Source organism: Paenibacillus sp. O199, assembly GCF_001636635.1.
GTDB lineage: Bacteria > Bacillota > Bacilli > Paenibacillales > Paenibacillaceae > Paenibacillus > Paenibacillus marchantiae.
This window is the reverse complement of record NZ_LGRP01000058.1, coordinates 1-16,319: the sequence shown is the minus strand read 5'-3', so window position 1 is coordinate 16,319 and position 16,319 is coordinate 1. Positions and strand designations below refer to the sequence as shown.

Sequence of the window (16,319 nt, the reverse complement as noted above, 5' to 3'; positions counted from 1 at the left end):
CCAGGCACACCAGGAGCGCCCACGAGCTGAAGCCCAAGCGCCCGGCTGCTCCCTCCGATCCAGACGACTAAAGCGAACAAAAAAAGAGGATGGTTTGGTTTCCCAATCCATCCTCTTTTTTTATAGATTTGTTTTGTCTATCATTCCGTAAATATCATCATTAGAATTTTTAGGCGTTTCAGGTTTACTGATTTCATTTTCTGTCGGATTTTCTGCAACGACTTCAGGTTCATTTTTAGCAGAAGGAGCAGCTTCACTGAGTGGAATTGAGATAGTAGGAACGTTTTTCAGTCCAGATAAAATTGAACGCAATTCGTCAGCTATTGGTTTCTGGAAAAGAGCCTTTTGAATATCGTGTGCCGTAACATCACGATAACCGAACTGTTCAATCATATGTCTCACTAAACTAGTGATTGAGTTTTGAACATTAGATTGAGCATTCACCCAATCATTCAATTGGTCGGTGTCGGGCAATTTACCAATACGCCATGAAACAAGTTCTCTTCTATTTTTATCATTCATTCGTTATGCAACTCCTGGAAAGAACACTTTAGTATGCAAAATTTCAAGACCATCCAAGTTCATATCAATTGCAAATTCTTCCGGAATCCAGAGGATCATGCATTTTACATCCTGAGAAAATTCGGTCAGGCTTGGGTAGAGGTCTTCTTCGAAAGTGATGCTTCCCCCTCCAAAAACCATCATAAAATCAATATCTCCACCTATGATGCTGTATCGTTCTTGCACATCTTCTAATATCTTGTTTGATTCACCATATTGAGCTTCTGACATGAATTTTTGAGCCAGGTCATGATAATTATTTTGACTATCTTGCATGATTTCATCAAAGCGTTGACGATTGATTTTGAGGTGACCATTAAGCTCTGATTCAAGCAATTTTCCTGCTTCTTCTGCTGCATGTCCTACGCCACGTTTTTCACCGTGACAGTTTTGCAATACAGGGTTTACTCCGCGGCTATGAATGTACTCAGTCGTTCCAGAACCAATATCAATTCCCAATCCTTTTAAAGAAAGGAAGTCTCTTTGAGTCATGCTATTACGTTTCGGATCGTCTTTATACAGTTCACGGAATTTTCTTAAAATCGTATCCTTCGCTTCGATCAAGGCGTATAACGCTGGAATTCCTTCTTGTGTAATTTTGGCGTTTGTATATTTGATTGTAACCGTAACAGACTGAGAACCTACATATACTATGACGACATGTACAATTGGAGATTCATCTTTTCCGGTGAAGCGTTCTTCAAATTCTTTTGCTATCTCTGAAGTATATTCAGACGCAGGGATTGCACCTGTCAATGTTCCCTGAACATCAATTTTTTCAGGCAACTTTTTATTTTTTTTGTAATATTCTTTTACTGATTGTGCAGCAGTCAAAGACAAATTCATGATTACTGGAATGTCATGTTTTGATTTTTTTCCGATCTTAATATTCATGTTTTCGGATTTTAAAGCATCAAGATTTGCGTGTTGTCCGACTGAGAAAAATCCTGATCTTTTTAATGAAGGGCTTACTATATTTACACTTAGTTCCTCTAACAAATTTGCAACGTTTTTTTCAATATCTGTTTCTGATGCTGGTTCAGGACTGTGAAGCCTTTTAATGACAGATGGTTGTTCAATTCGAACTCCATTGATTCGCATTTTTGTTTTTGAGTTACCAAAATCCGTTATCACTCTTAATTTCAACTAAATCACTCCTTAAGTATAAGTTTACATTCAAATTCAATTCACAAGGCATTCAAATACCATTCATAAATCTATTATAACTGATATTGAATGTAATATCAATTCAATTTGAATATTTAATGAATTCATTTTGCATTCAAATTTTTAGATTTTATTGACGAAAAAGACGGAATGTTGTCAAAATGAATCCCAAATGAATTCAATTTGAAAACATTTGGGATTATTTAAGGAGAAAAGGTTGCTTTTTGTTTTATCGTGACAATTCCAATTCATTTCTTGTCTTTTCTTGCTTCTGGCTTTTATCATTTTCCTTTTCTTTTTGTAGATTATTTTGGTTATTTTGACTCAATCCTTGCTTCAATGTTTTTTCCATTTCGTCATAACGGTCAATCTCTTGACGATACTTTTCAGGATTTTTTTGTATGTTGTTTATAGCAGAACGTAATGTTTTCGTTTGGGTATTATCAATTTTTTTGTCGATCAGCTTTTCAAGTTTTTCAAGCTTTTCATAATGCATTTTATAAAGACGTGGATTGTTTTCAAGTTTGGATTTGAGCAACTCAATTTTGCTCTTTGTATCAGCCAATTTTAATACAAACCTACGTGGTTCTCGCTTTAAATTATCAATAGCTAAAGTGATTTCCTTTCTTTGTGCTTTTACAATGCTGCTGTTCAGTTTAACTGCAACTTTACTCAACTTTTCAAGTTCATTTTTGTTTTTTTCTGGATCTTTATTTAACCTCTCTTTGAGCGAATCTAAATTGTTCCGAGCAGCTAACAAACTTTTTAATGACTGTGTTTCATCTTTTGTTGTTGAGTGTTCTACTTTACTCACGGTGTGGTTTTTATCATTCAGATCCGGACGGATCGGGACGACCTTATTATCGGCAGAAGGTTGAACACTCTGATTTTCATTTTGTTGTTGTTTTCTCAGGGATCTGCTTTTTTGTTTATTCGCAAGTTCTTCAAGTATCTCAATAACTTGGTTATTTAAATGATCTCTTGCGTCCATTATCTATACCTCCCTAGTTATAAAAAAATACCGAAAATTTATTCATTATTCCTCCGGTACTTTTCTGGTGTATTTTTCGAAATAAAGTCAGAGAAAATTTTAAATAACTCTTCTCTTTTCTCGATAGATAAGTGTTCAATTCCAAAATACTTTTCGGCTAATGCTCCTGTTTGGATCAACCGATTAGCACGCTGCTTTCTTTCTTTTTCTGATGCTAATCTAACTATTCTGTTCTTTCGTTCTTCAAGTTGTTCAATCTTTTTATCAATATCAGAAATTGGTGTTTTCTTTATTTCGTTTTCATGTTCCATATCAATTGACAGGATTCGAACCGGACGAACTATAGTTATTTTGGCTGTTGCTTGGATTCTGATCTAGGCGACTTCCGGAATCATTATTGTTGAATGAAGCTTTAGCTTCTTGCTTAAACTTATCAATAAGTGCCTTTGCTTGTTCGATATCTTCTACTTCCCATGAATCCATCAAATACTCCCCAATGTCTTTCTGAGCTTGCTCGATTATTTTCTTCTGCTTCTCGCGTAACTCTTTAATCTGTTCCTCTAATTTCTGTACTTGTCCGAGTTTGCTTTTTTTCGCCACTTTGTTTTCCTCCTTTAAGTAATTACGGTGTTTAATGCATCAATTTTACCGTAATTTAGGCGAAAAGTCTACTAAAATGTGGGAAAGTGTGGTATACTAGATCACATGAACGAAGTGAGAGTGCCCATTTATACCCCTGCTTCGCAGGGAATGGGTCTCGCCTTCGCTCGAATTCATTCACTTCCCGTGAATGACCTTTCCGTTGGAAAGGAGTTTGCTTGCAGCAAATAACCCGCAGGGGCTTGGAAGGAGGTGGGCATGTATGGGGTACTTTTACTTTAGCTCACAGATATTAAACCGTATGAATCATTCCGCTGTTGCGGCCGCAGCTTATCGCAGCGGAGAACCTTTATATTCTGAACGCGATGGTTTGACTAAAAATTACGGTGAAAGAACTGTTGCACCTGAATGCTTCATCCTGGCTCCGAAGAATGCGCCAGATTGGGTCAACAATCGTGAACGTTTATGGAATGAAGTCGAAAAAATTGAAAAGCAGAAGAATGCACAAATAGCCAGAGAAATTCGTCTTGCTCTTCCAAACGATCTGAACAACGATGATCAAAAGGAATTGCTCCTTCAATTTTGCAAAGAGAATTTTTCAGATGAAGGAATGGTTGCTGATATTGCAATTCACAGAGATAAGGAGAACAATCCCCATGCTCATGTCATGCTCACCATGCGTCCTTTTAATGAAGATGGTTCCTGGGGAAATAAACGTCAGAAAGTTGATAAAGAAGTTAACGGGGTGATGAAGAAAGTAAGTGTGCATTTGACTAACTGGAATGAAAAAGAAACGCTTGTTCAATGGAGGAAGAATTATGCGGATCTAATTAATGAGAAATTAAAGGATCGTGGAATCGAAGAGCGAGTTAGTCACGAAAGTTACAAAAATCAAGGATTGGATCGTGTACCTGGAATCAGACTGGAACGTACAGCTTTCCAGTATGAAACTAGAGTGAAAGAGCAAGCGATCAGAAACAATGTTCCTTATGAACCAGTTACTTACTATGGAAAAATTAACGAAGAAATTAAACTGATTAACTCCGAATTAGATAAGCTGAAAAAATTGAAAAAGCAACAAGTTGTTTCTCTTTCTGAATATAAAAATGAAAAATCCCTTGCTGAACAACTTAATGTTATTCGATCTAGTCGAAAGCTGAATGATGGAGAGAAAACAGCTCTATCTATGGTGGCACAAAGATCTAAAAGTTATGTGGATTATATCATTGCAAAACAAGTTAAATATGAAATCGAAAATGGAAACTGGAATAAGAAAATTGAAAGCGAAAAAGTTAAAATTATTTCTGAAAAGAACTTGCTAAATAAAGCATTCAAAGCATATCAAGATGATCCGAAGCAAGTATTGAAATATGGCTTCACTCCTTCTAAATTTATGGATCAAATGAAGGAGAAGGTTTCACATATCAAAACGCTAGAACAAAAAAATATGGAAGACCTATCTAAGTTGAAAATGCTTTTAGACAAAGCTGATCAAGCTTTAGATATCCAAAGTGATTTTACTCGAAAAGAATTTTCAGTTCTGTATCAGTCCACCAATAATTATTCTGTCGATGAAATGTATCATGCAGTCCAGTATTTCAAAGAGACGAATAAAGTATTACGCGAAGATGAAGTATCTTCTTATGCTATTTCCAAATATAAAGAGCATGAAAGAAATACTCCTTCTTTGGCTGAACAAACTAGAAATATTTCGAAGAGTGTTTTCATCTTAGACAGAGCGATACAGAAACAAATGAAAGAACGGTTAAGTGCTTTAAATGAACAAAACTTTGATCTTGTCTATGAAGCGAACAAAAAGATTGAGCAGTTCACATTACAAAAAGACCGACATGAAAAAGATTTAGCTGGAAACGTTCAATTACTTCGAGTAAATTTACAAAAACATTATTCTGATTCACTCGATCACATTACAAATGCTGAAGTCTTACTACGCCTTCAGGATCGGCAAGACAACGGAATGAGTTCCGGACGAGTTGACCAGGATCTTAATGTTATTCATCAACAAATCACAAAAGAAATTAATGACAAACCTATGGATAATTCATTTACACCTGATCAACAAGTCGAACGTCAATATTCACAAAGTGTTGCATCTGGATTGTTCCAGGCATTGGAGCAAGCGCAACGTGCGAATGAAAACAAAAAACATGAAAAAGATCCTACTGAGAAGAAGCAACGAAGAAGATACAGAGGTCAAGAGTTGGATCATTAAGGTGGTATTATGGAATTTAAAAACAAGGCGTGGAAACCCATTTTTGCTAGTTTCCTGATGAGTATTTTGTTCTCATATCTGCTCATGGTTGGTTTTTATGTAATTGGCCCAGGTGGCGATTTAACGCAATTATTGCTAGAGCCTGTAAAGGTTGTTTCTTTTGCTTACGCCCAGGAAAATTTGAAAGTCATATTTTCCTTGATGCCGTTTGTTATCTTAGGGGGCATGTTGTATTCAATGAGGTCATCTATTTTGTTACCGAAACTTGTGGATGCCAGTGATTTCGGATTACACGGAACATCAAAATGGGGTCAGCCATCTGATGTAGTTAATGGGAAGACATTTTCTAAACGTAATGCTTACAACAAAGATCCACTGAGCGCATTCAAGATGGAACCTGGTATCATCTTGGGGAAAATTCCAAGTCGAAAAGAACTAATCATCATGCCCAAAGGAACAAATATTGATAATCGAAATGTTTTAATTATCGGATCGTCTGGATCAGGTAAAGGCCAGGCTTATGTTTTTCCAAATATGATGAATCATGTTGAAGAAACTATCATCGTAACCGACCCTAAAGGGGAGATTTATGAAGCCACTCACCAACTCAAACGAGATCAAGGTTACAAAGTTTATCAAATTGATTTTGTTAATTTTTCGGAAGAGGTTGGCTATAATCCTCTGGATTATGTTGACGATGATGAAGATGCGCGAGCTGTCGCGAATACTATTGCATCCAATGCGGTAGATGATGGGAAAAGGGATTTTTGGAGCGAATCGGCCATAGCCTATTTTGCAGCTATTATTCTCTATATCAAAACGGAATACCGTCATACTGCAACCATGACTCATGTAGTACAATTTACGGCCAAGGCAGGAAAGGATGAAGAATTCCTGGATAACTTGCTGGAAGAAATGTCTGTAGACCATCCAGCATATGACATGTTTACTCTGGCTAATATGAGCGCCGGGAACACAAGAACGGGAATTATGTCCACATTGGCTCAACAAATTGGGATCTTCGCCATGCGGAAGATTGCAAAATTTACGGCAAAGAGTTCTTTTAACTTCCGGGATCTTCAGGAAGAAAAAACGGTACTTTACATTAAAGTACGCATGAAGAGTAATCCATTTAAGCAGCTCACGGCCACTTTCTTTGAACAACTAATTGACACCTTCTATGATATCGCGGACGAGAATCATTCACGGCTGCCAATTGACTCTATTTACTTACTGGATGAATTTGCGAATATCGGGAAAATCAATGGATATCCGAACATCCTGGCAACTTGTCGAGGACTGGGGATGTCGATGCACACGGTTATTCAAGATATCGGGCAATTGGAAGACAAACGTATGTATGGACCGGATATGGCGCGATCCATCATCAACAATCATGATACAACACTGTTTTTGCGAACCAAGGATACCAAGACCGCCAAATACTTCAGTGATGTTGCCGGGGAAACCACGATTAAGCATAAACAGAAAAGTACCTCTATTGGAGAGAAAAACGCTTCTAAAAGCATTTCAGAACAGTTTGTAAAGCGACCTTTGATTACACAAGGTGAGCTGCTTAATGTAAACCCTGCTGTGTGCTATCTTTTCGTGAACGGCTATTTTCCTTTAAAACTAGAAAAGTCTTATCAGTATAAAGTGTATGGCGAATTCCTATTCGGAAAAGACCGTAAACCTAACTACGAACGTTCTTCCAGAAATAACTTTTTGAAGTTCTTCGGTATTAGCTCAGTAAACCATGTTGAGAAGCTTCCAGAAGCTCATACAGCCATCGATCCAGAAGAACGGGAATTAGAAGATGCGGATTATGATGAAGCCTTAGAAGCCGAAATGCTGGCCTTAGAAGAGGAAATGGAAAAGATTCCTGAAGAAGAAGACGTACCGTTTGCGGAAGAAGATGAATTTGAGGACGGAGAAGGTATCTCAACAGAAGAACTAAGCATGTTGTTAGGTAATCTTGACCCAATCGTTCAAACACCATTAGAACCACTTGAAGAAGCTCCTATTGCTACTGAAGCAACAGATGATGGAATGACCGATGAAGATGTACAGGCGGCCTTTAGAGAGCTAGAGGATGCGTTAAACGGCATTGGTGACGATGATCCTGACGCTGAAGCTTTAATGGAAGTGATTAAGGAGCTTACGGATGAAGCGGCTGCTGTTCAGGAAGAAACGGATGAGGATGAAGAGAAAAAGGAACTGGACGATTCAGACGACTTACCAATGTGATAAATGGAGGAATGCACAATGATAACCGTATTAGCTGAAAAACCTGACCAGGCCAGAAAATTGGCTACGCCTTTCCCACATACCAAGGGGAAAGGCTTTCTTCTCATTAACCCATGCAAGGAGTTTCCAGGCGGCGCTAAGGTCACATGGGCTATTGGGCATCTCGTAGAACTTAAAAATCCAGATGAATACAACGAAGCCTGGAAGAGATGGAGCTTGGACAGTCTCCCTATAATTCCGGAGAGTTTTGAATATAAGGTTTCAAAGGATAAGGCAGTACAGTTCAAAATTGTAAAGGATTTACTGAAAGAAGCCGATCAAATTATTATAGCGACTGACCCGGCGCGCGAGGGTGAAAATATTGCCCGGCTGCTTATTATGATGGCCGGTTGTTCCAACAAGCCAATAAAACGGCTATGGACTTCCTCTCTAACCGAAAATGCGATACGGAAAGGTTTTGCTGAAGTACGGGACGGATCAACGACCATTAACCTCTTTTATGAAGCCCAAGCACGGCAAATCTCTGACTGGCTTATCGGACTTAATGCAAGTCGGTTGTACACGCTGCATCTGCAGCGTAAGGGGTTCAAGGATGTATTTAGTGTAGGGCGAGTACAAACACCGGTGCTTACGCTCATTTACAACCGTCAGTGTGAAATTAAAAATTTTAAATCCGAACCATTTTATGAGCTTGTGGCTGAGTTCACCGTTTCTACAGGGAAATACACTGGTAAGCTACGCGATCGTTACCCATCTAAAGAAAAGCTGTATGAAGCAGTAAAACCCTATATTGAGCCTGGAAAGACTACGTATAATGGGGTTGTCAAGCTAGTTGAAGTGAATGAGAAGCGGACGCAGCCGCCTACCTTGTATAATCTATCCGGTTTACAGGCGGCCATGAATAAAAAGAAGAAATATAGTCCAACGGACGTATTAACTACTGTGCAGTCACTCTATGAAAAAGGTTTTGTCTCCTATCCACGATCCGATTCACAGCACATTACAACAGAAGAATTTGCATACTTGAAGCAGAACCTAAGCAATTATCAGCAGCTCATAGGTGTGTCGTTCCAGGCGCATAGCTTGGAGCCATCCAAAAGATATGTTAATTCGGATAAAGTGAGCGATCACTACGCCATTATTCCGACTGAAAAAATACCATCATCAACCGCAGACTTTACGGAAATGGAAAAGGCTACCTATGATGAAATTATCAAAAGTGCGTTAGGCATGTTTTTGCCCGATTATACTTACGAGGAAACCGTCATTACAACAGCCATTGGTGAAGTTGATTTTATTACAAAGGGTAAGACTGAAAAGTCTATTGGTTGGAAGCTGCTGTATCGCAACGATCCGGAAGGAACGGATGATGAAGAGGACGATGACAAAGCCCTACCGCGAGTTAAACAGGCTGATCCAACGAACGGGATTGTAAGTGTCAAGGATGGGATGACGCAGCCGCCTAAGCCGTATACACAGGGGCAGCTTATCACTCTCATGACTAATGCCGGTCGTCACGTTGAGGATAAGGAAATGCGGGATGCCTTGAATGAGAGTGAAGGATTAGGCACTGAAGCGACAAGATCAAGTATTATCGAAACACTCATGCAACGTGAATTTATACTAGTGAAGAAAAACCAGGTCTATGTAACACCGAAGGGCGAGGTTTTATGTGAAGCTGTGAAAGGTACAGTTCTTTCCAAACCTGAAATGACGGCTCAATGGGAAATATTCCTGAAGGAGATCGGCCGAGGTAACAAGAAAAGCAGCGTCTTTATTGAGAACACGAAAAAATTATGTCATAAATTATTGGAACAAGCTTCTGCTGACATGGGAAATTTGAACGTCCAGGCGCAGATTGCAGCCACCGAAGAAGCCGATCAAATTTGCAAATGTCCTTGTGGGAACGGCTATATAACGGACAAAGGGAAGTTTTACGGTTGTACGGCCTATAAAGAGGGTTGCAAGATAACATTTTTCAAAGAGCTACTAGGCAAAAAGTTAACCCCTACTCAAATTAAGACGCTATGTGAGAAAGGGAAAACTGGCACGATCAAGGGATTTACGAGCAAAAGTAAAAAGAAATTTGAAGCAGCTCTTTCCTTGAAAGATGGAAAGATCGAATTTATTTTCTCATAACATTTTCTCATGACAGAGAGGGGAAACACCATGTACCAATTTTATGAGATCGTGGGGAGCGAGAAACCTATTTACGTGACAAAGCCTGAAGGATATCTGTCATATGAGGAAGTTCCAAACGGGGATCTTGTTAACTATGAAGAAATCGCCTATCTGGAGATTGTAGAAAACGGGGTTAAATTGTACGAACCTCTATACGTGAGGGAGGGTGAATAACAATGCCGTTTCCTAAATCTGGCGACTACGAAGCGAAGATGGCTCAGGTGCAAAAACAAGTTGACCAGGCCATAGAAAGGATATTTAGCAAGGCCGAATTTCAACGTTATTTAGAAGTGGCATCTAAATTCCCAAAATACAGTTTAAATAATGTGGTTATGATTTATGCCCAAAAACCTGAAGCTACCATGGTGCAGGGATACAATGCCTGGAAGGAAATGGGGCGACAGGTTCAGAAAGGTGAAACGGCCGTTAAAATTTTCGCTCCTACATTTAAGAAAGTCGAAATGACTAAAATAGATCCAGTTACGCAACGCCCACAGCTCGATTCAAAAGGAAAAGAGATTACAGAAAAGAAGGAAATGCTTACAGGCTTCAAGGCGGTAAACGTATTTGACGTAAGCCAAACGCAAGGTAAAGAAATAGTCAATGTACGGCAGTTTGTCCGTGATGATATAAGAGACAGTGCAGGAGCTGCACAGATGTATCGTCAGTTTTCCGATCATCTTGCAAAGAAAATGGATGTACGAGAGAATGCCGAGGATTTTAAGGACAAGCCTAATGTGCGTGGGTATTATGATCGTGAGGATCATGCCATCCGGATCAATCCGGCTATTGAAAATTCGACAATGAAATTCAAAACATTAATCCATGAGTATGCACATTCGCAGCTCCACCGAATGGACAGTCCTTTGAAGGACTTGCCACGAGAACACAAGGAAGCCCAGGCTGAAGCCACGGCCTTTATGGTCACAAAGTATTATGGAATGGATACCGAAGCCTACAGCGCCGGTTATATTGCAACCTGGGCAAAGGATATTCAATTGGCTAAACAAGCCCTGGGCGAGATCCAGAAAACCGCTAATAATATTATTCGTGAGGTTGACCACCAATTGAATAGGGAACGTATGCAGGAAGCTACAAAAACGCAGCTAACGATTCCTGGTATGGATGCAGCTAGAGAAGTGGCAGCGGCTTCCACGGATCGAGACGAGAAGCCAAAAGGACAAGACAAATCGAATCTAAATGAGTTACCAAAATCAAAATCAGGGCCAGAATTAGAGCGTTAAATAGGCTGATTATGGTATAATAGAGAAGACAAAGTAACCGGTGGGATTATCGGCACGGCGAAGCTTACCCGAAAGGGGGTGACGCCGTGTCACTTCTTGAAGTCGTGCAGCATTTTCTTGAAATTAGCGATAAGCTAGTTAGTATTGCAGTGGGGTTAATAGCCTTATGCAGTGCGTGGAAAGCAGCGCGGAACAAGAAAAACCACCGGGAATAGGTTGGTAGCCTTGCAATCCGGTGGTTTTTCATTCGTTTGATTGAAATTCGCCGTGGTCGCCCACCGGCCTTTGTTGACAAGTCACGATGTGTCCAGCATCGTGGCTTTTGTTTATTTTACACCTGTTATACTTTTATTATACCACAGTAGGAGCGTTTAGGAACATCCAGGCACATCAATTTCATGAGTTACCAATTGTCCTGGCTATCTTCCACTCGTCTATATCGTTCGGATCAACACCGCAGATCCTACAGATTAATAGTCCAAGGGGCATTGTAGGTATTTTCTTGCCGTATTCTATATTCTGATAATGCCGTAAAGAGCATTCCATTTGAATTTGAATTTCTTGTACAAGTGATTCCTGAGTATAATTCGCTAATTCCCGTGCTTCTTTTAATCTCAAGGTCGGTAAACTCCCTGTTCTCTTTTTTTATAGATATTACCGAAGTATCTAATATTCCATAACGATCTAAAGATCGACGTCCTAAAGGACGTGTTGTATAATGGATAGAAGGGGTCATCCTCCCCTTTCCGATGGGTGGGATACTTTGCCGGGTCCTCTCACCTTGCAAAAGTTTCGATTCATCAATTGCATAAAACAAAAATCGCCCTCATAATGAGAATATATGTTCTTATTTTGGGGGTGGTTTTTTGCTTCAGGATGAACCTAGTATGTGGCACAGTCGTTTTATTCTTCCCGAACATCGTGAGTCTATGTTGCGACAAGAGAAAGAAAATCGGCGTAAAAAATTGCCTGTTTTGGACGAACAGGAAAAAGAGGACATTGGTCAGAAACTTGCAATGTCATTAAAACTTGGTCGTGAGGTAACAATCCGGATATTTGGGGAGTTTGAGGATCGAACGCTAACGGGAATAGTCACTCAAATGGATCAACAGACAAGGCAGGCTAAATTTTCAATCGACTTAGATGATTGGGAGCGAGTGCCCTTCTCTTTGATCCTGGGCGTGGATGAAGGCTAACATTCGGAAAAAGATGCAATTTGGATCCGAGCAAAGTTTCTGCAGCATGGAATTTGTCAGGTTAAACACGAACATTAATTTGTTGGCAAACTTGCCGGCACGAAGTAATTTCCGAATATTAAAAAGGGCGGCCTACAAGGGGCTGCCCTTTTTCTGTATATGCTTCAGCATAAGCTTGGCTTGAGCCAAGTAAGGATTTTAATTCATGGAGGGCTTATGCTACCAGCTCTAAGGCGGTAAAATACACCGCCTAAGACCTGGTACGCACCGCTGCGGGGTTACTCAGCCCGATAACTAGGCGGCCTAAGCCGGGGGAAAACACCCCTGCTAAAGCCGCCTACGTTCCTGGCCTTCGCTTAACACCCCACACGGGGCAAAGGTCAAAGGCAGTTTGATTCGCACCGTTTAGTGTTCTGACTGCCCTTTTCTCCTGCTTTTGTCTTTGAGCTAATCCCATGCCCTTTCTCCGTCCTAATAGCAAACCATATATAACCCTGGCGAACAAGGTGGAAAAAATTTTGAGAACGACACTCAAATTTTTTTCCATCCCTACGGGCAGCCTTGTTCCCCAGGAACATATATGGTTTAAACGCTATGACGGCGAAATGGACATGGGATTAAAACGCTCTTTGACAAAAGCATACGAAAACGGCAAGACAGCGAGACCCGAAACAGTGCATCAAACCTAAAACCTAAAGATTCCCGGCTCCTTGGAAGTGGATTGAAGGTTAAAGAAAAAATAGAAATTCCTGAAAGGAGGTGATGAAGATGCAGAATGAGACGATTGTCATGTTGGCCGTTATCGCGGCTTTTATGCAAGTCATTGTTCAACTTTTAGGAGTCGTCAAGGCGTTCATTGAATGGAATACGGCTCGACAAAAAGTAAAAGGCTCCGACCGTTCGCAGCGGTCGAAGCCCAAGAAAAAGCCTAAATAATTAACCCGTGCTAACAGGTTGGGTAAGGGGGATGCTTTCTCAACCCTTACCCTCCCATCATAACACAAAAATTTATCATGTTAAAGGGAGGACAACCCCAATGGAAATGTTACTTTTGATACTCATTTTGTTCAGTATTTTTCTTCAGTCGATTACTTTCCTGCTCAATTGGTCAACGCAAAAATACAATGACCGGAAATAGGAAGACCGGCAGCGGCCGCCAGGCTGCTGCCCACATCCATCCATCAAAGAGCAGGAGGAAGAATATGAAAACTCATAAATCAAAAATATTAGCAGCTTTGACTGTATGCCATGGCATCTATAAAAAAGCGGTGTTTGTCTTAAATGGACAACCGGTTAAAATACACTTTCTGACAATGGACGAGTACCGGGGAATGGTTGATAACCTCACCCCTGCCCGAACTCATGAATGGGCAGGTATGCTGAAGAAGGTGGATGAAAGAAAGCCTATCTATTATTGCATTTGGACGGTGCAAGTTACTGAGTGTCATCTTATAACCAACAAGATTCAGGAACTAATTGATGCAGTCATTACTGAACAAGTCGCAACTTTTGAAATGGATATTCCTTCTATTGAAATTCGCGGCCAGCGAGAAGCTAATTAAATCTAATGCGCCGGGTTTCTCCCGGCGCATCAAAGGAGACTGAATATAAAATGAAATATCGGTACTATAGAAAGCCTACAACGCAGAAGGCGCTACAGACTGCCAAACGTCTCATAGAGTCCGGTAGGCTTCAGCCTGGCGAAATAATCAGCGTTCGCGGCACGTTCACACAAAGAAGGTGGTACAGACTTACAATCCGTACAGCGAGTGAGCAATTTCAATTTACCGGCTTCTCCTGGTTCTATAGCGGTGAAGGTTCGAGAGGGCTACAGCAAATGCTTAAATGGCTGCTTGTTCCGGAAAATGTACGAAAGCAGTTAACCAAAATTGAAAATCACGGTGACACGTACAAGCCGAATAGTGTTTTTATCCGATAACGGAAGGAGAATCAGAACGTGGAGAGTGTCTATAAAAGTAGTTCGGTTCCGAGTGATAATGTTGTTCTGTTTCCTCAGAAGAAGCCTTCTTTAGACCTAACCGCTGAACAGGAATTGAAATATTTCATGCTAGAAATGGCCGTCCCGGTGATTCCTGGTTTGGAAAATAGACTAATTCGAGATGGTAAAGTTGTCGATGAACTGTTTACGATGGTAGCCGATCAATTATTTGGAGCTAAATAATATGGGAGATGACGAGCTGATGGACTTGAAAAATCGTATTGAGATGGAACGGCAGTTATTGAATGAGCTGGCCGAGAATTACGGTATAAATGATCCGCGTACGCTTATGAAATCCAAAGAGCTTGATATAGTGCTAAATGAGTATAATGAGTTGATAAAAAAGGAAAAGCCGACTGCATAAGCAATCGACTTAGGGTGAGAAACTTTTGCCGGGTCGCTCACCCTTCCTATTTTATCATACATCGCTGTAGTAAACAGCAGGATTAAAGTCATGGAAAGAGAGGATGGATGAAGAATGGTGATATGTACATGTCCTTATTGCGGTGGTGATCTGAAGAGTGAAATAGATTTTTATTACTGTGGTTTTTGTGAAATGTCTATTACAACTGAAGATGCACAGGAGAATGGTCAGCGCAAGCAGATCCCTTTCCTGCTAAACAATGTTACCATTTCAGATGCGGACGAGAACACCATGCAGCTCATGCAAAGATCAACCAATGATTTAATTGTTATGCTTCGTTTGGTTCGTCAGAAACGGACAGATTTTTATAACTATCTGAGGGTTCTTAATAAGGCCAAGGGTGATTTTCAGGAACATGTCGAGTTAACAGGTAAGGACTATGAATATTGGACGCGAAAGACATGGGTACTAGAAAATATTCTAAGGGATCGTACCGGGGTCTTTCCTGAGAGAATAACGGATGATTATTTGTCTGGATTGGCTGTAAGAGCAGACAAAATAAACGGTAAATCCATGAGAATAAGAGCTAAAAAACAAAAAATTCAGGATACGAAATAGTGGTTTTTGTATCCTGAATATGCTATTTCTCTATTCGATACTTGTATTAATATTAGATAATGGGAACCCAGATAGTGCATCTGGATTAACTAAATAACTGTTGTTCACTGCATTCAATTGTTGTTGTTCCAATTGTAAAAGCTCTGTTAAAGAAATACTTGGATACATCAAGTTCCCATCTTTATTATGATGTTTCGTTCCTGTTACCGGATCATTTCCCATTAGTTTAGGATTAGAAAAATAAAGTGCATGTCCGAGTTCGTGAGAAAACGCATTCAGCCCTGCATAATCCTTAATTGTTAAGACAATATACAAATGATTATTGTAAAAATATGTTCTGCCTATTGCTTCAGAATTACCTATTTTTGTTATATTGAAATAAAATACATGTAAAAGTCTTCTTGAATCTAAATCTTCGCTCCATACGGCTTTAGCTGCATGGTCAAATAATCGTTTTAATTTAGCTCCCTGGGGGCTATTAAGCTCTGCGACAGGAACGATGTCTTCACTTCGGTATATAAATTGCTCTTCATTTTCAATCAGTCGTATATGACCAGAGGAAATATCCACGCCCCAATATGAAGAAGCTCTTTCTTCATCCAATGTTGCTACAATATAACTCGTTTGATCTCCCATTAATTTTTCTGATATCCATGTGTACATACAGATAGGTTCATTAGGCACTAGAACACATCCTTTATCTAATTGATGCTCATTATTATGTGTGAAAAAGGGGTATCTAATGCGGGAATCTAAACCGGCGTCAGATCAACACCTCTAGTCTAATAATTTATTTTCTCTGAACATCCATAACGCCCACGAGCTAAAGCCTGAGCGCCCGGCACGCGGCTGCTCTCTCCGATCCAGACGAGATCCGAACAGCTCTATAGCGACCACCGGTGCAGCTCACACACCCAG

General features: G+C 40.1%; 21 protein-coding genes. 14 read left to right on the top strand and 7 right to left on the bottom strand.

Annotated elements, in window-relative coordinates; translation table 11 throughout:
* Positions 1-120: 120 nt before the first annotated feature.
* The 5 genes from A6049_RS31145 to A6049_RS31125 form a co-directional block, all read right to left on the bottom strand.
* Positions 121-522 (bottom strand): hypothetical protein, encoded by a 402-nt coding sequence (locus A6049_RS31145; protein WP_063568290.1) that lies wholly within the window; start codon positions 520-522, stop codon positions 121-123.
* A 3-nt stretch (positions 523-525) separates the two neighbouring features.
* On the bottom strand, positions 526-1,707 hold the full coding sequence (locus A6049_RS31140) for a ParM/StbA family protein (RefSeq protein WP_063568289.1): 1,182 nt from the start codon (positions 1,705-1,707) through the stop codon (positions 526-528).
* A gap of 250 nt (positions 1,708-1,957) precedes the next feature.
* Positions 1,958-2,719, bottom strand: a complete 762-nt coding sequence (locus tag A6049_RS31135) for a hypothetical protein (protein ID WP_063568288.1) — start codon at positions 2,717-2,719, stop codon at positions 1,958-1,960.
* A 38-nt stretch (positions 2,720-2,757) separates the two neighbouring features.
* Positions 2,758-3,030: a hypothetical protein gene (locus tag A6049_RS31130; protein ID WP_063568287.1), complete on the bottom strand. Its 273-nt coding sequence runs from the start codon at positions 3,028-3,030 to the stop codon at positions 2,758-2,760.
* Position 3,031: 1 nt separating this feature from the next.
* On the bottom strand, positions 3,032-3,319 hold the full coding sequence (locus A6049_RS31125) for a hypothetical protein (protein WP_063568286.1): 288 nt from the start codon (positions 3,317-3,319) through the stop codon (positions 3,032-3,034).
* Between the two features lie 262 nt (positions 3,320-3,581).
* Between A6049_RS31125 and mobQ the strand changes: the two genes are divergently transcribed.
* From mobQ to A6049_RS34455, 6 genes are all read left to right on the top strand, one after another.
* Positions 3,582-5,552, top strand: a complete 1,971-nt coding sequence (gene mobQ / locus A6049_RS31120) for a MobQ family relaxase (RefSeq protein WP_063568285.1) — start codon at positions 3,582-3,584, stop codon at positions 5,550-5,552.
* A gap of 9 nt (positions 5,553-5,561) precedes the next feature.
* Entirely contained in the window at positions 5,562-7,799 is a 2,238-nt protein-coding gene (locus A6049_RS31115; protein WP_063568284.1) for a VirD4-like conjugal transfer protein, CD1115 family, read from the top strand.
* A gap of 18 nt (positions 7,800-7,817) precedes the next feature.
* Positions 7,818-9,938, top strand: coding sequence for a type IA DNA topoisomerase (locus A6049_RS31110; RefSeq protein WP_063568283.1), 2,121 nt, complete (start codon positions 7,818-7,820; stop codon positions 9,936-9,938).
* 30 nt (positions 9,939-9,968) lie between these two features.
* Entirely contained in the window at positions 9,969-10,154 is a 186-nt protein-coding gene (locus A6049_RS31105; protein WP_006211841.1) for a hypothetical protein, read from the top strand.
* 2 nt (positions 10,155-10,156) lie between these two features.
* Complete coding sequence (locus A6049_RS31100) at positions 10,157-11,224, top strand: ArdC family protein (protein ID WP_063568282.1); 1,068 nt, start codon at positions 10,157-10,159, stop codon at positions 11,222-11,224.
* Positions 11,225-11,310: 86 nt separating this feature from the next.
* Entirely contained in the window at positions 11,311-11,439 is a 129-nt protein-coding gene (locus tag A6049_RS34455) for a hypothetical protein (protein ID WP_006211840.1), read from the top strand.
* A 181-nt stretch (positions 11,440-11,620) separates the two neighbouring features.
* On the opposite strand, the gene A6049_RS31095 is transcribed toward A6049_RS34455, so the two are convergent.
* Positions 11,621-11,842 carry a helix-turn-helix transcriptional regulator gene (locus tag A6049_RS31095; protein WP_063568281.1) on the bottom strand — a complete coding sequence of 74 codons (222 nt, stop codon included), beginning with the start codon at positions 11,840-11,842 and terminating at the stop codon, positions 11,621-11,623.
* Between the two features lie 248 nt (positions 11,843-12,090).
* Here A6049_RS31095 and A6049_RS31090 point away from each other — a divergent pair, with 248 nt between their 5' ends.
* From A6049_RS31090 to A6049_RS31065, 8 genes are all read left to right on the top strand, one after another.
* On the top strand, positions 12,091-12,420 hold the full coding sequence (locus tag A6049_RS31090; protein ID WP_145921972.1) for a YolD-like family protein: 330 nt from the start codon (positions 12,091-12,093) through the stop codon (positions 12,418-12,420).
* Positions 12,421-12,938: 518 nt separating this feature from the next.
* Positions 12,939-13,109, top strand: a complete 171-nt coding sequence (locus A6049_RS33505) for a hypothetical protein (RefSeq protein ID WP_006211837.1) — start codon at positions 12,939-12,941, stop codon at positions 13,107-13,109.
* 79 nt (positions 13,110-13,188) lie between these two features.
* Positions 13,189-13,356, top strand: a complete 168-nt coding sequence (locus A6049_RS33500) for a hypothetical protein (RefSeq protein WP_006211836.1) — start codon at positions 13,189-13,191, stop codon at positions 13,354-13,356.
* A 266-nt stretch (positions 13,357-13,622) separates the two neighbouring features.
* On the top strand, positions 13,623-13,982 hold the full coding sequence (locus A6049_RS31085; protein WP_063568279.1) for a hypothetical protein: 360 nt from the start codon (positions 13,623-13,625) through the stop codon (positions 13,980-13,982).
* Between the two features lie 50 nt (positions 13,983-14,032).
* Positions 14,033-14,359 (top strand): hypothetical protein, encoded by a 327-nt coding sequence (locus tag A6049_RS31080; RefSeq protein ID WP_063568278.1) that lies wholly within the window; start codon positions 14,033-14,035, stop codon positions 14,357-14,359.
* Between the two features lie 18 nt (positions 14,360-14,377).
* Positions 14,378-14,602, top strand: coding sequence for a hypothetical protein (locus A6049_RS31075; protein WP_063568277.1), 225 nt, complete (start codon positions 14,378-14,380; stop codon positions 14,600-14,602).
* Position 14,603: 1 nt separating this feature from the next.
* On the top strand, positions 14,604-14,783 hold the full coding sequence (locus tag A6049_RS31070; RefSeq protein WP_063568276.1) for an aspartyl-phosphate phosphatase Spo0E family protein: 180 nt from the start codon (positions 14,604-14,606) through the stop codon (positions 14,781-14,783).
* Between the two features lie 114 nt (positions 14,784-14,897).
* Complete coding sequence (locus A6049_RS31065) at positions 14,898-15,401, top strand: hypothetical protein (protein WP_063568275.1); 504 nt, start codon at positions 14,898-14,900, stop codon at positions 15,399-15,401.
* Positions 15,402-15,431: 30 nt separating this feature from the next.
* Here A6049_RS31065 and A6049_RS31060 read toward each other — a convergent pair whose 3' ends face one another.
* Positions 15,432-16,085, bottom strand: a complete 654-nt coding sequence (locus A6049_RS31060) for a hypothetical protein (protein ID WP_063568274.1) — start codon at positions 16,083-16,085, stop codon at positions 15,432-15,434.
* Positions 16,086-16,319 lie beyond the last annotated feature (234 nt).